18 protein-coding genes and 1 pseudogene are annotated in these 19,120 nt (G+C 59.8%); 6 read left to right on the plus strand and 13 right to left on the minus strand.

Annotation, left to right across the window (positions count from 1 at the left end; genetic code table 11):
• Positions 1 to 94 precede the first annotated feature (94 nt).
• From ACV8MC_RS07240 to ACV8MC_RS07250, 3 genes are read left to right on the plus strand one after another with little or no spacing between them, the layout of a single operon-like run.
• The gene (locus ACV8MC_RS07240) at positions 95 to 550 is read left to right on the plus strand and encodes a cell division protein (protein ID WP_252877116.1); all 456 of its coding nucleotides are present in this window, start codon (positions 95 to 97) and stop codon (positions 548 to 550) included.
• A gap of 4 nt (positions 551 to 554) precedes the next feature.
• Positions 555 to 1,142 (plus strand): lysozyme inhibitor LprI family protein, encoded by a 588-nt coding sequence (locus tag ACV8MC_RS07245; RefSeq protein ID WP_237143798.1) that lies wholly within the window; start codon positions 555 to 557, stop codon positions 1,140 to 1,142.
• A gap of 4 nt (positions 1,143 to 1,146) precedes the next feature.
• A complete protein-coding gene (locus ACV8MC_RS07250) occupies positions 1,147 to 1,587 on the plus strand; it encodes a hypothetical protein (RefSeq protein WP_457264910.1) in 441 nt (146 codons plus the stop codon).
• 59 nt (positions 1,588 to 1,646) lie between these two features.
• Here the strand turns inward: ACV8MC_RS07250 and ACV8MC_RS07255 are convergent.
• Positions 1,647 to 2,008, minus strand: a pseudogene (locus tag ACV8MC_RS07255) (DUF6124 family protein).
• A gap of 368 nt (positions 2,009 to 2,376) precedes the next feature.
• On the opposite strand from ACV8MC_RS07255, the gene ACV8MC_RS07260 reads away from it, so the two are divergent.
• Together ACV8MC_RS07260 and ACV8MC_RS07265 are read left to right on the plus strand one after the other, a co-directional pair.
• Positions 2,377 to 2,760, plus strand: coding sequence for a hypothetical protein (locus ACV8MC_RS07260; protein WP_007920327.1), 384 nt, complete (start codon positions 2,377 to 2,379; stop codon positions 2,758 to 2,760).
• 187 nt (positions 2,761 to 2,947) lie between these two features.
• Entirely contained in the window at positions 2,948 to 5,512 is a 2,565-nt protein-coding gene (locus tag ACV8MC_RS07265; protein ID WP_457264912.1) for a hypothetical protein, read from the plus strand.
• Positions 5,513 to 5,600: 88 nt separating this feature from the next.
• On the opposite strand, the gene ACV8MC_RS07270 is transcribed toward ACV8MC_RS07265, so the two are convergent.
• The 6 genes from ACV8MC_RS07270 to exbB form a co-directional block, all read right to left on the minus strand.
• Entirely contained in the window at positions 5,601 to 7,001 is a 1,401-nt protein-coding gene (locus tag ACV8MC_RS07270) for an aminoacyl-tRNA deacylase and HDOD domain-containing protein (protein ID WP_041476626.1), read from the minus strand.
• A gap of 79 nt (positions 7,002 to 7,080) precedes the next feature.
• Complete coding sequence (gene recG, locus ACV8MC_RS07275) at positions 7,081 to 9,156, minus strand: ATP-dependent DNA helicase RecG (protein ID WP_125916852.1); 2,076 nt, start codon at positions 9,154 to 9,156, stop codon at positions 7,081 to 7,083.
• Positions 9,157 to 9,165: 9 nt separating this feature from the next.
• Positions 9,166 to 10,095 carry a hydrogen peroxide-inducible genes activator gene (locus ACV8MC_RS07280; protein WP_024014805.1) on the minus strand — a complete coding sequence of 310 codons (930 nt, stop codon included), beginning with the start codon at positions 10,093 to 10,095 and terminating at the stop codon, positions 9,166 to 9,168.
• A 277-nt stretch (positions 10,096 to 10,372) separates the two neighbouring features.
• Positions 10,373 to 11,119 (minus strand): TonB family protein, encoded by a 747-nt coding sequence (locus tag ACV8MC_RS07285; RefSeq protein WP_150637128.1) that lies wholly within the window; start codon positions 11,117 to 11,119, stop codon positions 10,373 to 10,375.
• On the minus strand, positions 11,116 to 11,544 hold the full coding sequence (exbD, locus tag ACV8MC_RS07290) for a TonB system transport protein ExbD (RefSeq protein WP_016772535.1): 429 nt from the start codon (positions 11,542 to 11,544) through the stop codon (positions 11,116 to 11,118). The genes ACV8MC_RS07285 and exbD overlap by 4 nt, the downstream gene beginning before the upstream one ends.
• Positions 11,545 to 11,550: 6 nt before the next feature.
• Positions 11,551 to 12,504, minus strand: coding sequence for a tonB-system energizer ExbB (gene exbB / locus ACV8MC_RS07295; RefSeq protein ID WP_041476629.1), 954 nt, complete (start codon positions 12,502 to 12,504; stop codon positions 11,551 to 11,553).
• Between the two features lie 188 nt (positions 12,505 to 12,692).
• Between exbB and ACV8MC_RS07300 the strand changes: the two genes are divergently transcribed.
• Entirely contained in the window at positions 12,693 to 13,550 is an 858-nt protein-coding gene (locus tag ACV8MC_RS07300; RefSeq protein WP_457264916.1) for an SDR family oxidoreductase, read from the plus strand.
• A 140-nt stretch (positions 13,551 to 13,690) separates the two neighbouring features.
• On the opposite strand, the gene ACV8MC_RS07305 is transcribed toward ACV8MC_RS07300, so the two are convergent.
• The 6 genes from ACV8MC_RS07305 to ACV8MC_RS07330 all read right to left on the minus strand — a co-directional run bounded on the left by ACV8MC_RS07305 (position 13,691) and on the right by ACV8MC_RS07330 (position 18,993).
• The gene (locus ACV8MC_RS07305) at positions 13,691 to 14,431 is read right to left on the minus strand and encodes a hypothetical protein (protein ID WP_024014801.1); all 741 of its coding nucleotides are present in this window, start codon (positions 14,429 to 14,431) and stop codon (positions 13,691 to 13,693) included.
• Between the two features lie 65 nt (positions 14,432 to 14,496).
• Entirely contained in the window at positions 14,497 to 14,877 is a 381-nt protein-coding gene (locus ACV8MC_RS07310; protein WP_014340863.1) for a RidA family protein, read from the minus strand.
• A gap of 24 nt (positions 14,878 to 14,901) precedes the next feature.
• Positions 14,902 to 17,007: a bifunctional GTP diphosphokinase/guanosine-3',5'-bis pyrophosphate 3'-pyrophosphohydrolase gene (gene spoT, locus ACV8MC_RS07315; protein ID WP_007920338.1), complete on the minus strand. Its 2,106-nt coding sequence runs from the start codon at positions 17,005 to 17,007 to the stop codon at positions 14,902 to 14,904.
• A gap of 57 nt (positions 17,008 to 17,064) precedes the next feature.
• Entirely contained in the window at positions 17,065 to 17,328 is a 264-nt protein-coding gene (gene rpoZ, locus ACV8MC_RS07320) for a DNA-directed RNA polymerase subunit omega (protein WP_008030604.1), read from the minus strand.
• A 168-nt stretch (positions 17,329 to 17,496) separates the two neighbouring features.
• Positions 17,497 to 18,117: a guanylate kinase gene (gene gmk, locus ACV8MC_RS07325; RefSeq protein ID WP_039757364.1), complete on the minus strand. Its 621-nt coding sequence runs from the start codon at positions 18,115 to 18,117 to the stop codon at positions 17,497 to 17,499.
• 12 nt (positions 18,118 to 18,129) lie between these two features.
• A complete protein-coding gene (locus tag ACV8MC_RS07330; protein WP_016770639.1) occupies positions 18,130 to 18,993 on the minus strand; it encodes a YicC/YloC family endoribonuclease in 864 nt (287 codons plus the stop codon).
• Positions 18,994 to 19,120: the final 127 nt, after the last annotated feature.

The following is a 19,120-nucleotide window of genomic DNA, read 5'->3' on the forward strand; positions in this document are numbered from 1 at the left end:
ATCCCTCAGGCTAAAACGTTTAACGCTTGAGCATCTGACTCCCCCGATTTTCCTTTAAACTCCCCACCCCCAAGGAACGCGCTCAGGACACGGAATGCCAGCCCCTTCTTCCTCGCTTCGCCCAGCGTTGGTGCTTTGGCTATATGCCGCTGCGATCACGCATATCCTCGCCGGTCTTACCCTGACCTGGGCCGGTGACTCCGGCTTGCTCGATGGCTACCTGCAAGTCCTCGAACTGTCGTTCTGGGGTGCCGATGCGGTTCCCACCGCCGGCCGCGAACAACAAGTCTGGTGGCTCGCGCTGTTCGGCGCGACGTTGCAAAGTTATTCGCTGTACATGTTCGCGCTGGTGCACTTGGGCAATCGCTTGAAAGCTCCGGCCATCTGGGGCTGGTTGATCGCCGGCATCCTGTTATGGGCGCCGCAGGACATGTGGCTCTCGGCGCAACAGCAGGTCTGGTCGCACGTGTGGCTGGATGGTTTAGCTCTGTTGGTGTTGTTGCCGCCGCTGTTTTGGCTGTACAGACATGACCGTCAAAGGAAGGAGTAACAGCGTGAAAGTATTTTCGATTCTTCTCGGTTGCTTGCTCTCTGCTGCTTCATCCGCATTGTTTGCTGGAGAAGCGTGCAACCCAGACAGTTTGTCCAACCCGGACTTGATCACCTGCGGCCAGCAAACCTTCAAGAAAGTCGATGGTGTCTTGAACGAGCAATACAAAAAAGCGCTGTCGACTCTGGCTCCTGCGGAGCAAAGCCACCTGAGAGATGTGCAAAAGAACTGGGTGCGCTTCAAAGAGTCGTTTTGCGAAGAGCTTTACCAAGCTGCGTTGCCGGGTGCTGAGGCGCCAATCGAGAGGCTTGGGTGTCTGGTGCAGACGACCAATGCTCGGCTGGGAGAGTTGATCGCTCTACAGACGGGTTTACTGCTGGATGGTTTTTACAAAGCGGCATCCGCGATTGCAGGGAAGGATCGTGAGAGAAATTTAGCGGCCTCAATCGAGCGGCTGGGAGGGGATCAATTCGATGATCCGCTTTGGAAGAAGTACGCAGAAGGGCACTGCCAGATGGCTAGCCGTCTGTTGCGTGAAGACGTCGCCTACTGCGTGGTGAGGATGCGCTTTCAATTACCCATGAACCGCTAAAGGAATGTTTGGTTTGAAATTTTCGTCTGCATTGTTTTCCGCGATGCTCGTTTTCATTCCTCTGGCGGCTCATAGCGAGGTCACGACCGGGGTTTTTTGCTTTCGCTCCTACGAAGGCAAACCCATAAATTTTGAATTCCGAACCTATTACGACTCTGTCGCCAAATGGAGCGGTGCTGGCGTCAAGTACAGCAAGTCGAAAAAGGCAATCGGGCTGGTTCATCGCAGTACTGAACAAGAAGAACTCGTGTATGGCCGGCCCTACCAGTACACGACAACTTGGGTTGAAGTAGTTGATGGCGCACTGACAGGTGAGTATCAGATGGTCACTCAGGGTGGCCGGGTTGATGCGATGACGTATACGAATTACAAGTCTGCAAAGAAGTATTCGTTTGAAAACGATTACAACGTGGATGCGAAACCTGAAACAGGTTGCCAGTGGTGAAGCAGGGAATATTCAAAAAGGGGACTTAACGTCCCCTTTTTTTTCATTCACCAATCTCGCTACGGCTTGGCCGCCACGCTTCGCGCTTCAATGTGATCAAGCGTCCCTTCCACCATCAATCTGACCCCGTCCGCCACCTACTCAATGCCAATGCAACCGAGCGGCGTGAGCCATCTATGTCGTCCGCAAGGTCCGCAGCGATGATGCTGATGGATAGCAGGTCTTCCGAGGCGTTGGCCAGGAGGGCTTCGGCATCGATGTCCGGGTTCAGGCTGAACAGGCCTTCAGGGCGTGGGGCCTGAGAGAGGTCAGATTTGCCGAAGTGGTGATCGAGGGCGCGTTCGGCGGCTTCATGTAATTTTCTTGAATCGAAGGATTCGTAGGGGGAGGTGTCCTCGGTGTTGGTATTTGAATTGGTCATCGGTGTAAATCCCTTGGAGTAAGAAGAAATTGCTCCCGAATTCGGACTTGCACATCCGGTCACCGAATACCCGATGACGCAGGAAGCCTATCGGTGATCTTCAAGCTCGCCTAGTTCACGGACAGCCCCGCACTTTGCAGGAAACTTCCCATGGATTCGCGGGGCGGAAGATCAAAAGATCGCAGGCTTCGCCAGCTCCTACAGGGATGTGTTTCAACAGGTGTAGGACGTTGCTTGCGGAATCGTGACTTGGCAGTCATCGTGCGGGAAATGGTCTGCATCCTCTTCCAACAGCTTCAGATACTGGCGTTATCGTTCGAATCCCTTACACTGCCCCGGCCGTTCATTTTCCTTTTGAGGCTGTGCGCATGAAATTTCGTTTTCTCCTGTGGATGATGGGTTTGTTGATGGGTAAGGCCAGCCGGACAAATCCTGCGTTCCAGCAGCAGTTGGGTGACAAGGATCTGGTGTTTCAGCTGCAGACGCTGGACGGGAAAGTGGCGCGGCATTTCGTGGTGAAGGATCAGCGCATCACCAGCAAGTCTGGCGTGGTGGCGGAGCCGGCGTTTGCGATTGCGTTTAAAGACGCGGGTTATGGCTTTGCCACGATGCAGGCGAAGAACAAGCAGTTGGCGTTTATGCAGGGGATTCAGGACAAGTCGATCCAGTTGAAGGGTAATCCGGCGCTGGTGATGTGGTTTCAGGGGTTGATGAAGTATTTGAAGCCGAGGAAGGCGAAGGCCAAGGCTTGAGATTTTTTCAGGTTGGCTTCAAGCGAAGCACGATGAAGGATCGTGCGTTCTTTGGCTCGCAAAGTCGTTATTCAGGCCTGTAAAGACAGTCGTACTGTCATTTCTGTCAGGTGCTTTGCTCATCTTCGCGATGCTCTACTCAAGCTCCGGTCCCGAAAGGACGCCACGCACTTGATGGAGCAAGAACATGACTCAGGCTCAGGACTTGACCACCCCAGGTACCCCCGATCCCTCTTTCGCCCTGAATGGTTTATTGAAGTTGCCGATACCGGGCATTGCGAGCCATGAGGCTGCGGCTGTTTTGGCCCTTCCCGACGGGAAGTTATTGGTCGCACTTCCTCTGGAAGGAAGTGACGCGCTGCTGGCCATCGCCCGATTGAACGAAGACGGTACGCTCGACAAGTCCTTCGGAAGTCATGAGACGGGTTTCGTCGAGATATCTTTGAACGGCGCTAGCATCAGCACCGTGTTTGGGCTCGATGCGTTGCGGGACGGCGGCTGGCTGGTGCGCGTTCAATACTTCACACAGAAGGCCGTCGATGCCGGCCAAGCAATGATCCGCTTGAAAGGCGACGGTGAGCTGGACGATTCGTTCGGCGATAAAGGCGTGAGTTTATTTTCTTTCTACAAGATCCCGGGCTCCACGCTTGCGTCGTCGGCAGGGGCGAAGTCAAGCCAAAAGTCCCCCGCTACAAATGCCTCTACCGTCTCTGCAGTTCAGCAGGCCGATGGCAAAATCGTCCTGCTCCATTTCCTGCTGATCGATGAGCCATGGCCATCGCCCGTCGTGATGCGTCTTTTGGCGAACGGCTCGCTCGATCCATCATTTGACGGCGCGGGGTACGTCTTGGTGGATGTCGGTGCCACCTCGAACACCGCCGGCGCTATCGCTGTTCAAGCCGATGGCAAAGTATTGGTTTGCGGCGTTTTTCAGAGTGGTGAGACAGCCTCCGGAGTTTTTCTGGCACGTTTGGACGTAGCGGGGAAGCTGGATAAGGATTTCAACAACGGCCAGGCGAAGCTGATTTTCGACGAGGATGGCGAGAGCTCTTTGAACGCTGTTTCGGTGCGCGAAAGTGATGGCAGGATCGTTGCGGTGGGTGACGCCTGGCAAAAGAACGTCCATGGCGGGTTGGTGGTTGTGCTGAACGCCAGTGGAGCATCCAATCTTGTATTCAATAATGGCCAGCCTCTGTTTTCCCCGTTACTGCCAGACGGATTGACGTGGCGGCATACATCACAGCTCGACGGCTCGATCATTGTCGTTGGAGCCGGTGATTCCGCGGTAATTACCGCGCGCTTTCTCGCAGACGGCAAGCTGGACACGGCCTTCAACGGTATTGGCTATACGCTCTTCGATAACGTAGCGGGGCCAGTGTTTCCTCATGATCTGGCAATCATGGAGGACGGTCGGATAGTGGTGTCCATGACCCACACCAGCCTTTCTGACCCTTCCCGGGTGGATGGTTGGATCACTCGCTATCTAAGCGCAAACCTGACGAGTGGCACGCTGAATTTTGATCCGTCTTTTGGCGAAAACGGCATTGTCAGATTTCCGCTTGGAGGATTGTCTGAGTTTGACGTAAGAGCGGTATTGGCTCTGCCGGACAACAAGTTGCTGGTGGCTGTTCGTCGACGCAAGGATGGCCTGGAAACGCTGATCGCCCGGCTTCTGGAGGACGGCCAACTAGACCTCGGTTTTGGTGAAGAAAAGACCGGATTCGTCGAGATTTCACTCAAGGACGGTTTGTATATGCACTCGATGCTCGAGTTGACGCCGTTCCCGGATGGCGGTTGGCTCGTTCGTGCCGAGTACCAGAACAATGGGCCTGATGTTTCCGCCGGGCTGGTTGTCGTGAAACAAGACAAAGATGGACGGCTGGATCACAACTTTGCTGAACAGGGTGTGCGTTACCTTCCTTATGCGCAGATGGGGAGCGCGGGTCATGGCGACAATGTCTTGCGGCAAGACGAGAAAATCCTGCTGGTCGGATCCGTCGAAGACGACGCTGGCCGTGTGAGCGGCGTCGTCATGCGGCTCAATGCGGATGGCTCCGACGACACCACGTTCAATGGCACGGGTTTCGCGCCTGTCGAGCTCGCTGGCATTGCACACCAACATAGTTCTGCGCAGATGGTCGCGCATCAACCTGACGGCGCTGTGGTGGTTGGTGGCAGCTATAGCGGGCCATCTTCGGGCGCTTACGTCATTCGATTCGACGCTAACGGCAAGATCGACAGGGAGTTTGGCGAGAGCGGTAACGGAGTCGTGATCATCTCTGGTGAGGATGAGATCCACCTGTCCGCCATTTCAATTGTGGATAGCAAGATTGTTCTTGCAGGGGCTGCCGTAAGGGACGGTGGCATGCGTGGAGTGATTGCGGTCCTCACGTCCAAAGGCTCCTACAATCTCGTATTCAATAACGGTAAACCGTTGTTCTCCGACTTTGTCCCGCAAGGTTTGAGATGGTTGCGCTGTGTAGCGCGACCTGACGGTTCAATCGTCGTCAGCGGCGACACCGGAATCGGAGTCACCGACGATGATCCGAGTGCGATCACGGCGAAGTTTTTGGCGGACGGAACACCGGACCTGTCATTCAACGGCACAGGGTTCAGCATCTTCGACGAGGCCGGGGTCCTGGAGGCTCTTCATGACATGACGGTACTGGGGGACGGCCGAATTGTAGTGGGAGGGTATTTCATTGGAAGCTTCCCGAACCCGCAGGGCTGGGTGATTCGGTACCGCGGTTGATTACGCCAATAATCAACAGTTGGCCGCAACGCACCCGCTCCTGAAGATCGCATCGATCTTGTGGGAGCGGGCTTGCCTGCGAAGCTTTTCAGGCCTGGCTGAACTGCGAAGCCAGTTCACGCAGCAGCACTTCAGCCTCAAGCACTTTGCTGACGACATCGTTGGCTTTGTCACGGCTCAGGCCGACGCGTTCAAGCAGGGCATCCGGAATATCTTCATCCGGCCCGGAGCCAATCCCGCGGCTGCGTAGCAGGCGTACGGCCAGGCAGACGAGGTTCGGGTATTCGGCGTAGGCGCCGTCGTAGCTTGGGTCGTGCTGGAAGCGCAGGGCGGTGGCCAGTTCATCCGGCATGTCCCAGTAGCGCATCAGCCACGAGCCGATCTGTTCACGGCTGATACCGAGCAGGTGTTGCTCGATGTAGCTGTGGCACAGGTGCGGGTTGACCTCCAGGTGGCGGCAGATCAGCGAGAAGTGCGGCGGGAACACGTGGGCCAGCAGCAGGTAACCGAAGTTATGCAGCAGACCGGCCAGATACGTCAGGCCGGCTTCCGGGCGCTGGGCGCGCGGCATGGCGCGGGTCAGGCCTTCGATGACGGCGGCGGTGTAGATCGACTGCTGCCAGTACGGCGTGGTGTGTTGCGGGTGGTCTTTGGGCAGGCTCAGGGTCTTGCCGAGGGCCAGGCCCAGCGCGAGGTTGATCACCAGATCGAAGCCCAGCACGCGGACGATCGCGTCTTCCACCGAACGAATCTTGCCCGGCGAGGCGTAGTACGGCGACGCCGCCCAGCTCACCACTTGCGCGGCCAGCGCCGGGTCGGTTTCAACCACGCCGGTGATGTCGTCGATGGTGGCATTGGGGTCAACGCGCAGCTTGATGATTTTTTGCGCGGTTTCAGCCAGCGGCGGAATCTCGATGGTCGCTTCCAGACGTTGCTGAATCCGGCGTGCGGTGAACGCCTGCACGGCCTGGGTGATTTCCTCGCGGTCATCGTCCGGGCGGTCGAGGTTGGGGCGGATGCTGCTCAGGGCTTCGCCGAAGTTGGCGGCGCTGGCCTTGGTCAGCATCGATTTGAAGTCTTCGCTGCTGATTTCCAGCAGCAGGCCCGGCTCGCCGGAGTTGATCAGCAGCTTCGGCTCGCGCAGCAGGCTTTCTTCGTAGAGGCACGGCGAACTGGTTAGCGCCGGCAGGCCTGGGAGCAGGCTCAGATTGTGTTTGCCGAGCATCTTTTCCAGACGTTCGGTGGACACGGCTGTGAGTCGGCGACCAGTGAGTTCGGCGAGGCGATTGAGATCCAGCAACTGGCTCTGTGGAAACAGCACCATCAACGCGCCCACGGCGTCATCCAGCAACACGGCCTGCACTTTGCGCGAGGCATTGAGGCCGTGGTGGTCGAGCACTTCTTCGTAGGCAACGCCCAGCTTGTTGAGCAGCAGCCGAATAACAGACGGAGCTTGCGGAGATTCGGGGACGAGAGCAGCTTCGGTCATGGTCTGTATCCGTTTTTGAAACAATGGCAGGAGTATAACCAGCTCTGTAGGAACGATCCTGCACAAACTGCGACGGTGCTCACACTTGGCCGTATTGCTGCCCATGCCGCAGCCAACGGTCAAGCAATGGGCTGACGTGGGTCGGCCAGCGCTCCAGCAAAGCCTGGGCGGCATCGCGCACGGCGGGCAATAAATCGGCGTCGCGCATCAGGTCGGCGACCTTGAATTGCAGCAGGCCGGTCTGGCGGGTGCCGAGCATTTCCCCGGGGCCGCGCAGTTCGAGGTCCTTTTCGGCGATGACGAAACCGTCGTTGGTCTCGCGCATGATGCCCAGGCGCTGGCGACCGATCTGCGACAGCGGCGGATGGTAGAGCAGTACGCAATGGCTGGCCGCGCTGCCCCGACCAACCCGACCGCGCAACTGGTGCAACTGTGCGAGACCAAGGCGTTCAGGATTTTCGATGATCATCAGACTGGCGTTGGGCACGTCGACGCCGACTTCGATCACTGTAGTGGCGACCAGCAGTTGCAGGTTGCCGGCCTTGAACTCGGCCATCACCGCAGCTTTTTCGACCGGTTTCATGCGCCCGTGAATCAGCCCGACTTTCAGTTCGCCGAGGGCGAGGGTGAGGTCTTCAAACGTGGTTTCGGCGGCCTGACAGGTCAGCTCTTCCGATTCTTCAATCAGCGTACACACCCAATAGGCCTGACGACCTTCGGCGCAAGCGCTGCGCACCCGTTCGATGACTTCGACGCGGCGGGTGTCGGTGACCAGCACGGTGTTGACCGGCGTTCGCCCGGGCGGCAATTCATCGAGGATCGAGGTGTCGAGGTCGGCGTAGGCACTCATCGCCAATGTGCGTGGAATCGGCGTGGCGGTCATGATCAGTTGGTGCGGGCACATGCGCCCGCCAACGCCTTTCTGCCGCAGCGCCAGACGCTGTTGCACGCCGAAGCGGTGCTGTTCGTCGATGATCACCAGTGCGAGGTTCTTGAACTGCACTTCGTCCTGGAACAGCGCGTGGGTGCCGACCACCATTGGTGTTCCGCTGGCGATCTGCTCCAGCGCGGCGACGCGGTTTTTGCCTTTGAGCTTGCCGGCCAGCCACGCGACTTCAATGCCAAGCGGTTCGAGCCAGCGCTTGAAGGTGATGAAGTGTTGTTCGGCGAGGATCTCGGTCGGCGCCATCAATGCAACCTGGTAACCGGCCTCCAGCGCTTGCAGTGCGGCGAGGGCGGCAACCACGGTCTTCCCCGCGCCAACGTCACCCTGAATCAGGCGCAACATCGGTTCGTGCTGACTGAGGTCGTAGGCGATTTCGTTGCCGACGCGCTGTTGCGCGCCGGTCGGGTTGAAGCCGAGGTTTTTCAGATATTTCGGTGGCAGCTTTGTGGCTTTCGGCATCGCCGGCGCGCGCAGTGAACGCATGCTTTCGCGCAGACGCTGTTGCGACAGTTGATGCGTGAGCAGTTCTTCGAAAGCCAGGCGATGCTGCGCCCAGTGATGGCCAAGGGCGAGTTCATCGACGTCGGCATCGGCGGGCGGGTTGTGCAGGTAACGGATCGCGTCGGCCAGCGGCGCCAGTTGGTAGTCGCGGGCCAGTTCGGTCGGCAGCCAGTCCGGCAGGGTGCTCGGCTTGAGCAGCGTCAAGGTCTGCATGCACAACTGGCGCAGGCGCTGCTGGGTCAGCCCTTCGGTGAGCGGGTAGACCGGGGTCAGGGTTTCATCCACTGGCGGCGGTTCGTCGCCGGTGATGGCGCGGTATTCGGGGTGGTAGATTTCCAGGCCTGAGGCGCCGGGCCGGGCTTCACCGTAGCAGCGAACCCGCGTGCCACGCTTGAGGCCTTCTTTCTGCGCATTGCTGAAATGGTAGAAGCGCAGGCTCAGCCCGCCGGTGCCGTCCTGCAAGCGCACGACCAGACTGCGGCGGCGACCCATGACCACGTCGGCACCGCTGACGGTGCCTTCGACCACGGCGTCCTGCCCCGGTCGCAATGCGCCGATCGGCACCACGCGGGTGCGATCCTGATAACGCAGCGGCAAGTGGAAGAGCACGTCCTGCAGATTCTCGAGGCCGACCTTAGCCAGTTTCTCGGCCATGGCTTCGCCGACACCCTTGAGTGCCGTCACCGACACTTGCGACAGCTCCGTCATGACGCTCGCTTAACCGGCCGTGACCGGCGCCGCTGGCTTGGCCACCGAGCACAGGCGAATGGAGTCGGCGAGGATCTCGATGGCTTTCGGCCGTGGGAAGCTGGCGCGCCAGGCGATTGCCACGGTGCGGAACGGCACTGGCGCGGTCAGTGGACGCACTTCGATCACGCCGGGGGCGTAGTGATGGCTGTCCACCGCCGACAGCGGCAGGATCGAGATGCCCAGGCCGGACGCGACCATGTGGCGAATGGTTTCCAGCGAGCTGGATTCTACCGTGGTGTGCTTGGCGCCGTCGTTGCCTTTGGTCAGGGTCGGGCAGGCTTCGAGCACCTGATCGCGGAAACAGTGACCTTCACCGAGCAGCAGCAGGCTCTTGTCGTTGAGCAGGCCGGCGTCGATGGATTCTTTCTTGGTCCACGGATGCTGGGCCGGCATGAGCACGTAGAACGGCTCGTCGTAAAGCGGCAGGGTCAGCACGTCGGCTTCATTGAACGGCAGGGCGATGATGATCGCGTCGAGCTCGCCGTTGCGCAGTTTGTCGCGCAGCACGTGGGTAAAGTTTTCTTCGATGTACAACGGCATCTGCGGGGCGACCCGGTGCAGTTGTGGAATCAGATGCGGGAACAGGTACGGGCCGACGGTGTAGATGGCGCCGACTTTCAGCGGTGCGGTCAGCTGGTTCTTGCCGGCTTGGGCCAGTTCGCGGATGCCCTGGGCTTGTTCCAGTACTTTCTGCGCCTGGGCGACGATGCCTTCGCCGACCGGGGTCAGGCGCACGGCGCTTTTGCTGCGCTCGAAAATCAGCACACCGAGTTCGTCTTCAAGTTTTTTCACGCCCACCGACAGCGTCGGCTGACTGACGTGGCAACGCTCGGCGGCATGGCCGAAATGCTGCTCTTGGGCGAGGGTAACGATGTAGCGTAATTCTGTGAGGGTCATAGCAAGCGTCCATGAAGATGCGCGCCAAGCATACCGGCTGCAATCGATAGACGCACGTTATCAGACTGCGGGCTGAGTGCGACACCGGTCGAGGTCGGTTTGCCGCTGGCAGATATGCTAAAGGCACCTTTCGGTGCCTCTTGGCTTGGTTCTCTCGGCTGGCGGAGAACCTTGTGGGAGCTGGCTTGCCAGCGATTGCGGTGGGTCAGCTAATAAATCCTTCTCTGACACACCGCTATCGCTGGCAAGCCAGCTCCCACAGGTATTGCGGTGTTGCTTAGCGGCGGCGTTCGAGCGAATAAACAAACGGCGCAACAATTTCGATCGAGCCGTTGTTGAGCATGTCGGCCGGCGGCTTTGGCAGCGGTTGCGCGCGGCGGATCATGTCCAGGGTGGCCCGGTCCAGATCAGCGTTGCCAGAGCGGCCCACCAGTTCGAACGACAGCACATTACCTTCGCCATCAACCACGAAGCGCAGACGATTCAAGCCTTCCTTGCCCCGCGACTGCGCACTCTGCGGGTACTTCTTGTACTTCTGCAGATGCGCGAGCAGAGTGCCTTGCCAACTGGCCTTGGCCGCCAACTGAGCCGGCGACGGACCTGGTGCAGGCTGGGCGGATTTCTCCGTCGGTGCCTGGGTCGGCTGGGTATCGGCCGGTTTCTCCTCGGAAGGTTTCTCCTTCGGCGGCTCGGGCAGCTTTTTCTCGACCGGCTTCGGCGGTTTTGGCTTGGGCTTCGGCTTGGGTTTCGGTACCGCGATTTCCGCTTTTGATGCTTCAGCCAGTTTCGGGATCGGCAACTCTTCAACCGGAGCCGGTGGCTGCGGCGGTGTGACGACTTTCGGCGGAGCCGGCGGTGGCGGGGCAGGCAACGGGGCCAGCTCGACCATCATTGCCTGCGGCGGCAATTCGATGGGCGGGCGGGCGGTCCAGTTCAGCGCCAGCGCGATGGCCAGCGCATGCACGCCCAGCACCACGGCCAGGCTACCGCTGTAACGCGTCAGCTTATGGCGCGTCGTGATCATTTCTTGGCTGCCGTCTCAAGTCCGACCAGACCAACCTTCAGGTAACCGGCGGCGCGCAGGCTGTCCATCACGCTCATCAGGTCACCGTAATCCACGCCTTTGTCGGCCTGGAAGAAGATGGTGGTGTCTTTCTTGCCCTGGGTCTTGGCGTCGAGGGTGGCGCCGAGGGTTTCGGCTTTCACTTCGTCGTCACCGAGGAACAGGCGCTGGTCCGCTTTCACACTGAGGAACACCGGTTTCTCTGGCCGCGGCGCCGGTTTGGCGGTCGAGGCTGGCAGGTCGACTTTTATGTCCACAGTGGCCAACGGCGCGGCCACCATGAATATGATCAACAGCACCAGCATCACATCGATGAACGGCGTGACGTTGATTTCGTGGTTCTCGGCCAGATCGTCGTCTGCGCCTTCTTTCAAATGCAGGCCCATGGCCGATTACCCCACTTTAACCATGTGCGGCTGCGAGCTGCGCTCAGGCTGGTGGTCGAGATCGCGGCTGACCAGCAGCAGGACTTCTGCCGAGGCATCGGAGACCTGCGCCTTGTAACCGGCGATGGAACGGGCGAAGACGTTGTAGATCACCACCGCAGGAATCGCCGCAACCAGACCCAGTGCAGTGGCCAGCAGCGCTTCAGCGATGCCCGGTGCGACAACTGCAAGGTTGGTCGTCTGAGTTTTGGCGATGCCGATGAAGGAGTTCATGATGCCCCACACGGTACCGAACAGACCTACGAACGGTGCGGTGGAACCGATGGTGGCGAGGACGCCGGTGCCGCTGCTCATGTTGCGACCGCAGGCAGCAACGAGGCGCTCAAGGCGGAAGCTGACGCGTTCCTTGATGCCTTCTTTCTCGCGGCTGTTGACCGACAGGCGCATCTCTTCGAGCGCGTCGTGCACCAGCAGGTTGGCGAGGGTGCCTTCCTTGCCGGCCGTGGCGCTTGCTTCTTTAAGGGTGGTGGCTTTTTTCAGTGCAGCGATTTCGCCACGCAGACGACGCTTGGCGCCCATCAGCTCGAAGCCTTTGGCGATCCAGATAGTCCAGGTGATGATCGAAGCGATGGCCAGACCGATCATCACGATTTTCACGATGATGTCGGCGTTCTGGTACATACCCCACGGCGAAAGGTCGTGGGCCATGCCCAAGGTGTTGTCGGCTTCGAGGGCTTCAGGTGCGTCGGCGGCGTCGACAGCCTGCACCGGATCGGTGGCGGCTGGTGCAGCCGGAGCGGCAGCGGGTGCGCTCTGCTCGGTGGCGGCTGGGGTGGCGGGTGCTTGAGCGTCGGCGAAGGCGGCGGTCGGTGCCAGCATCAGGCTGAGCAACAGAGCCGCGACGGCGCTCCAGGCGCGAGGTCGAGTGGTTGGCGAAGCGGGAGTTTGATTACGTGTCATGCTGGCCGGACCTGAGATAGAAAAACGTTGTTGCTCTTCCAGGCCTCGTGAGGCCGAGAACAAAAGTGGCGTGCATTATTGCAAGTAATTCTTGTTAACAAAAGTAATAGAGTAACTTTTTTTCCTTCATTGCTAGCCGTTCGTCCTGTGCCAGAGCTAGTCTGTGCCTTTCTGATGGGAGTTTTCTGATGTCCGCGCCTTCTCTTTTGATTGCCGGTTGTGGTGATGTCGGCAGTCGTCTGGCCACGCAATTGCTGGCGGCTGGCTGGCAGGTTCATGGCCTGCGCCGCGACGTTTCCAAGCTGCCGGAGGGTGTCATCGGCGTCGCCGGCGACCTGTTCAGCGAAGAGTGCCCGGCGACCTGGCCGATAGGCGCTGTCGACTATCTGGTGTATTGCGCCGCGGCCACCGATCACGACGAAGAGGGCTATCGCAAGGCCTACGTGCAGGGTTTGCAGAATGTGCTGAGCTGGCTGGGTGACTATGGGCAAGTGCCCGAGAGGCTGATCTTCGTGTCCAGCAGCAGCGTGTACGGGCAGCAGGACGGAGCATGGGTGGATGAGACCTCCGAGACGGTCGCGGCCGGTTATTCAGGTCGCTTGATGCTCGAAGCCGAGCAGGTCGCGCTCAATAGCGGCATCCCGGCAAGTGTGCTGCGGCTGACCGGCATTTACGGCCCGGGCCGCGAGTGGCTGCTGACTCAGGTGCGTCGCGGCTATCGCGTGGCTACGGAGCCACCGCTGTATGGCAATCGTATTCATGCCGATGATGCAGCGGGGCTGCTGGCGTTCTTGCTGGAAAAAGACCGCGAGGGCGTCAAGCTGGACGAGCTCTATATCGGTGTGGATGACGCGCCAGCGCCATTGGCCGAGGTGGTGGGCTGGTTGCGCGAATATCTGGGTGTGACTGAATGGGCGGACGACGCCAGTGTGCGGCGCACCGGCAGCAAGCGTTGCAGCAATGCGCGGGCGAAAGCGTTGGGGTGGGTGCCGAAGTATCCCAGCTATCGTGAAGGCTACGCAGCGATTCTTGAAGGTAAGTGCTGAATTTTCAGCAACACAAAAACCACTGTGGGAGCGAGCCTGCTCGCGAATGCGGTATGTCAGTCATTATCAGTTTGACTGACCCACCGCGTTCGCGAGCAGGCTCGCTCCCACATTTGATCTTCTGAGGTTTCGGAAGCAGGTTACTGTTTTTCCAGCAACCACTTGCGCTCACCCGCGGCAAACTGCGGTTGCTCATCTGCCAGCGCAGCATTGACTGCCTGCAGAATCTCCAGCTCCTTGCCCTTGCGCACAAAGATCCAGTTATTGCCCTGGCCATTGAGTTGCAGCCACATGCTGTCGTTGCCATTGCTCATGGACGCGCAATCGCCGGCCAGACACAAGGCATAACGGTCAACGCCCGGCAGGCCGGTCACCTGGCCGTCGGCCTGGAACTGCACGGTGCCGCCTTCACCCTGGCCGCTGGCGATGGTCCAGTTGCCGCCCAGGTATGCTGAGTAGAGCGCGCGTTCGAAGCTGGCACCGATTGGCGCGCCTTCCGGCACGGGGATCTGTGCGCGATCGAAGACTTGTTCGGGTTCGTTGTCGCTGGCAGCTTGCTGCAGGCGCCCGCCATCGCGTTTCAGTTCGCTGGCGGAGCTGCCGTAGAAATCGACTTTCCAGGCGCCGGACTCTTCGCCCAGCAGCCGTCCTTCGACGTTCTCAAAACCGTTGGTATAGCGGGCCTGGCCGGCCTTGGTGTTGACGTCCCACTCCAGATTCGGGCCGTAAGCCTGCAGCGCTTCACGCAGGGGACCGCCCTTGGCGGCGGCATCGATCGCCACCTGGTTGATCCAGGTGCCGCTGATGTCACGGTCGGCAGGGTCGCTGGCGCAGCCGCCGAGAAACAGGGCGAGCAGCGAGAGAGCTAGCGCTTTGCGCATGGTGAAATCCTTTCAAAACCTTTTCTTGCGGCAGTCGGCGCGGCGTGAAGGCCGCGCCGTGCGCATCACTCGATGACCAGAATGGCATCCATTTCAACCTGCGCACCCTTCGGCAGGGCGGCCACGCCAATGGCGGCGCGGGCAGGGTATGGCTGGTCGAAGTACTTGCCCATGATCTCGTTGACCTTGGCGAAGTGGCTCAGGTCGGTGAGGAAGATGTTCAGTTTGACGATGTCCTTGAACGAACCGCCGGCAGCTTCGGCCACGGCTTTGAGGTTCTCGAAGACCTGGACGGTCTGGGCTTCGAAGCCCTCAACCAGTTCCATGGTTTTTGGGTCCAGAGGAATCTGGCCCGACATGTACACGGTGTTGCCTGCCTTGATCGCCTGGGAGTAAGTACCGATGGCGGCCGGGGCCTTGTCGCTGGTGATGACGGTTTTGGTCATGTAGGACTCCTTGTAATGGGCAGGTTATGCGCGCATGCGGGTGATGCGGATCACCCCGGTCAAGGCGCGCAGTTTCTTGATCACGCGGGCCAGGTGCACACGGTCGTGGACGCTGACCACCAACTGCACGACGCTGATGCGACCATCGCGTTCGTCCATGCTGATTTTCTCGATATTGCCGTCGGCCGCGTTGACGCTGCTGGCCAGCAGGGCGATCAGGCCACGCTGGTGTTCCAGCTCGACGCGCAGCTCGACGTTGAATTCGCCGGTGACATCCTTGGCCCACGAGAGCTGGATGCATTTTTCCGGGTTGTGCCTGATTTCGCTGATGTTGCGGCAGTTATCCAGGTGCACGACCATGCCTTTGCCCGCCGACAGATGCCCGACAATCGGGTCGCCGGGGATCGGTGTACAGCACTTGGCGTAGCTGAGCACCAGGCCTTCGGTGCCGCGAATCGCCAGCGGACCTTCCGGGCTCGGCAGCTGCTCGCCTTCGCCAAGCAGGCGACGGGCGACCACGTACGCCATGCGGTTGCCCAGGCCGATGTCTTCGAGCAGGTCTTCGATCAGTTCGAGGCGGTACTCGGTAAGCATTGCTTTGACGCGCTCTGCCGGGATCTTCTCCAGGGAGCTGTCGAAACCGTTGAGGACCTTGTTCAGCAGGCGTTCGCCGAGGCTGATGGACTCGGAGCGGCGCTGCAGCTTCAGCGCATGACGAATATGTGTGCGTGCCTTGCCGGTGACCACGAAGTTGAGCCACGCCGGGTTCGGCCGTGCGCCGGGAGCGCTGACGATCTCGACCGTGGAGCCGCTTTGCAGCGGTTCCGACAGCGGCGCGAGACGACGATTGATCCGGCAGGCGATGCAGCTGTTGCCGACATCGGTGTGCACTGCGTAGGCAAAGTCGACTGCCGTGGAGCCTTTTGGCAGCTCCATGATCCGGCCTTTGGGCGTGAACACGTAGACCTCGTCCGGGAACAGGTCGATCTTCACGCTTTCGATGAATTCCAGCGAGTTGCCGGCGCGTTGCTGCATTTCCAGCACGCCTTTGACCCACTGGCGAGCGCGGGCGTGCGTGCCTTTGGGCTGCTCGTCGCCGCTGGATTTGTACAGCCAATGGGCGGCGATGCCGTTGTTGGCCATCTCTTCCATTTCGCGGGTACGGATCTGGATCTCGATCGGTACACCGTGCATGCCGAACAGCGTGGTGTGCAGCGACTGATAGCCGTTGGCCTTGGGGATCGCGATGTAATCCTTGAAGCGCCCTGGCAACGGTTTGTACAAATTATGCACAGCACCCAATACGCGGTAGCAGGTATCGACCTTGTCGACGATGATCCGGAACGCGTAAACGTCCATGATCTCGTTGAAGGCCCGACGCTTGCCGCGCATTTTCTTGTAGATGCCGTAGAGGTGTTTCTGCCGACCGCTGACTTCGCCCTGGATGCCGTCGATGGCGAGGCAGTGACCGAGGGACTCTTCGATCTTGTTGACGATTTCCTTGCGGTTGCCCCGGGCGCGCTTGACCGCCTGGTAGATCCGCGCGGAACGCATCGGGTGCATGGCCTTGAAGCCGAGGTCTTCGAATTCGATGCGGATCGCGTGCATGCCCAGCCGGTTGGCAATGGGCGCGTAGATCTCGAGAGTTTCCTTGGCGATGCGCCGGCGTTTTTCGCCGGACAGCACTTCCAGCGTGCGCATGTTGTGCAGGCGGTCGGCGAGCTTGACCAGGATCACCCGGATGTCGCGCGCCATGGCCATGGCCATTTTCTGGAAGTTTTCAGCCTGTGCTTCGGCCTTGGTCTCGAAGTTCATCTGGGTCAGTTTGCTGACCCCGTCGACCAGTTCGGCCACGGTTTCACCAAACTGCGCTTGCAGCGCTTCCTTGGCGATACCGGTGTCTTCGATCACGTCATGCAGCATCGCGGCCATCAGGCTCTGATGGTCCATGTGCATGTCGGCAAGAATATTGGCCACGGCAAGAGGATGCGTGACATACGCCTCGCCGCTGCGACGGCGTTGACCGTCATGGGCTTGTTCGGCGTAGAAATACGCTCGGCGGACCAGGTTGACCTGGTCGTTGCCGAGGTAGGTCGATAAGCGATCGGCGAGGGCGTCTATGCTCGGCATGATGATTCCTGCCGAAAGCTGTGACCCCGCGCCGTGCTACGTCGACCAGGCATAGGCTTAGACGGCCTCGTTCGACTCGTCCTCGAACGCTGCGAACAGCGGTTCATCCTGGACGATTTCCTGCTCGGCGATGAACTCGTAGCTCATCAGGCCTTCAGCAATTTCACGCAGCGCGACAACGGTCGGCTTGTCGTTTTCCCACTGCACCAATGGCTCTTTGCCGCCGGTGGCCAGTTGACGGGCACGCTTGGTAGAGAGCATGACCAGCTCAAAGCGGTTTTCCACGTGTTCTAGGCAGTCTTCAACGGTTACGCGGGCCATGGTATTCCTCGGAGCGAATGCAATATGCGCGCTGCCCGGTTGGGCGAGCGGACTGAGCAGTTTAAAAAATCACCAGCGATTAGGGAAGCGCTGATTTTTTGACCAGACCCTTCAACGCGCTGCAAGCACCAATGTAAAGCGCTTGCAGGCATTTTGGGAAGTGCTGTTTTAGCCGAGCAATTCAGCCAGCAATTTGCCGAAACGCACTTGCTGGCGTTTCTGTTGCAGCTGATTGGCGCGGAAAATCGCTTTCAGATCGTCGAGCGCGTGGGCGAAATCGTCGTTGATGATCAGGTAATCGTAGTCGACGTAATGGCTCATCTCGCTGACCGCTTCGCGCATGCGGCCGTCGATGATCTCGTCGCTGTCCTGGCCGCGGTTGGTCAGGCGCTGGTGCAGGGCTTGCAGCGATGGCGGCAGGATGAAGATCGAGCGCGCTTGCGGCATCAGCTTGCGCACTTGCTCGGCGCCTTGCCAGTCGATTTCCAGAATCAGGTCGTGACCTTCGTCCAGGGTCTGTTGCAGGCGGCTTTGCGAGGTACCGTAGAAATTGCCGAAGACTTCGGCGCGTTCAAGGAAGTCGCCGTGCTCGCCCATCTTCACGAACTCTTCGCGGGTCACGAAGTGGTAGTTCACGCCATCCACTTCGCCCGGGCGCATGGCGCGGGTGGTGTGCGAAACGGAAACGCGAATCTCCGGATCGGCGTCGGTCAACGCCTTGACCAGACTGCTCTTGCCCGCGCCCGATGGCGCGGAAATGATGTACAGGGTGCCGGTGTGTTGGGTCATGTCAGGGTAGCCTTACTCAATATTCTGCACTTGTTCGCGCATCTGCTCGATCAACACCTTGAGGTTGACGGCGGCCTGGGTGCTGCGCGGGTCGAAGGCTTTGGAGCCCAGTGTGTTGGCCTCGCGGTTGAGCTCCTGCATCAGGAAGTCCAGACGCCGCCCGGCGGCACCACCGGACTTGAGCACCCGGCGGACTTCGATGATGTGAGTGCTCAGGCGATCCAGTTCTTCGGCCACGTCGCTTTTTTGCGCGAGGATGACCATTTCCTGTTCCAGGCGCTGCGGGTCGAGCTCGGCCTTCATGTCGGCAAAGCGGTCGAGGACCTTCTGGCGCTGGGTGGCGAGCATCTGCGGCACCAGTTCACGCAGGGTCACCACGTCTTCTTCGATGGAAGTCAGGCGGTCGTTGATCAAGCGAGCCAGCTCCGCGCCTTCGCGCTCGCGACCAGCCTTCAGATCCTTCAAGCCCTGATTGAACAGCGCCAGCGCTTCGGCGTTCAGCGCTTGCGGGTCGGTCGCATCGGCCACCAGCACGCCGGGCCAGGCCAGCACTTCCAGCGGATTCAGCGCAGCAGGATTCTTGATCAGCCCGGCAACGGTTTCCGCAGCGGCCACCAGTTGTGCGGCGCGTTCGCGGTCCACTTGCAGCGGTTTGCCGGTGCTTTCTTCGGTGAAGCGCAGCGTGCATTCCAGTTTGCCCCGCGACAGGCCCTGACGCAGTGCTTCACGCACGGCGCCTTCGAGGTCGCGAAACGATTCGGGCAAGCGCAGGTGCGGTTCCAGATAGCGGCTGTTGACCGAGCGCAGTTCCCAGCTCAGGGTGCCCTGAACGCCGGCTTTCTCGACGCGGGCGAAGGCGGTCATGCTGTGCACCATGGCGGTGACCTCGCAATGCAGATCGGCGCGAAACGCTGTTTCGCAGGCGCGATTTCAATGAATTTAAGCCGACTGGCAGCAAAGGCGCAGGATTGTAGCGCAGTGCGGCGAATGCGCCCAAACACAC

It is taken from the genome of Pseudomonas sp. PK-RTE-24 (assembly GCF_054052265.1).

Bases quoted from the DNA above. Each gene is read 5' to 3' on its own strand.
- rpoZ (WP_008030604.1), bottom strand. From the start codon at position 17,328: ATGGCCCGCGTAACCGTTGAAGACTGCCTAGAACACGTGGAAAACCGC.
- ACV8MC_RS07270 (WP_041476626.1), bottom strand. From the start codon at position 7,001: ATGACCGAAGCTGCTCTCGTCCCCGAATCTCCGCAAGCTCCGTCTGTT.
- exbD (WP_016772535.1), bottom strand. From the start codon at position 11,544: ATGGGCCTGCATTTGAAAGAAGGCGCAGACGACGATCTGGCCGAGAAC.
- ACV8MC_RS07330 (WP_016770639.1), bottom strand. From the start codon at position 18,993: ATGGTGCACAGCATGACCGCCTTCGCCCGCGTCGAGAAAGCCGGCGTT.
- ACV8MC_RS07310 (WP_014340863.1), bottom strand. From the start codon at position 14,877: ATGACCAAAACCGTCATCACCAGCGACAAGGCCCCGGCCGCCATCGGT.
- ACV8MC_RS07265 (WP_457264912.1), top strand. From the start codon at position 2,948: ATGACTCAGGCTCAGGACTTGACCACCCCAGGTACCCCCGATCCCTCT.
- ACV8MC_RS07305 (WP_024014801.1), bottom strand. From the start codon at position 14,431: ATGCGCAAAGCGCTAGCTCTCTCGCTGCTCGCCCTGTTTCTCGGCGGC.
- ACV8MC_RS07250 (WP_457264910.1), top strand. From the start codon at position 1,147: ATGTTTGGTTTGAAATTTTCGTCTGCATTGTTTTCCGCGATGCTCGTT.
- ACV8MC_RS07280 (WP_024014805.1), bottom strand. From the start codon at position 10,095: ATGACCCTCACAGAATTACGCTACATCGTTACCCTCGCCCAAGAGCAG.
- exbB (WP_041476629.1), bottom strand. From the start codon at position 12,504: ATGACACGTAATCAAACTCCCGCTTCGCCAACCACTCGACCTCGCGCC.
- ACV8MC_RS07300 (WP_457264916.1), top strand. From the start codon at position 12,693: ATGTCCGCGCCTTCTCTTTTGATTGCCGGTTGTGGTGATGTCGGCAGT.
- ACV8MC_RS07285 (WP_150637128.1), bottom strand. From the start codon at position 11,119: ATGATCACGACGCGCCATAAGCTGACGCGTTACAGCGGTAGCCTGGCC.
- gmk (WP_039757364.1), bottom strand. From the start codon at position 18,117: ATGACCCAACACACCGGCACCCTGTACATCATTTCCGCGCCATCGGGC.
- spoT (WP_007920338.1), bottom strand. From the start codon at position 17,007: ATGCCGAGCATAGACGCCCTCGCCGATCGCTTATCGACCTACCTCGGC.
- recG (WP_125916852.1), bottom strand. From the start codon at position 9,156: ATGACGGAGCTGTCGCAAGTGTCGGTGACGGCACTCAAGGGTGTCGGC.
- ACV8MC_RS07260 (WP_007920327.1), top strand. From the start codon at position 2,377: ATGAAATTTCGTTTTCTCCTGTGGATGATGGGTTTGTTGATGGGTAAG.
- ACV8MC_RS07240 (WP_252877116.1), top strand. From the start codon at position 95: ATGCCAGCCCCTTCTTCCTCGCTTCGCCCAGCGTTGGTGCTTTGGCTA.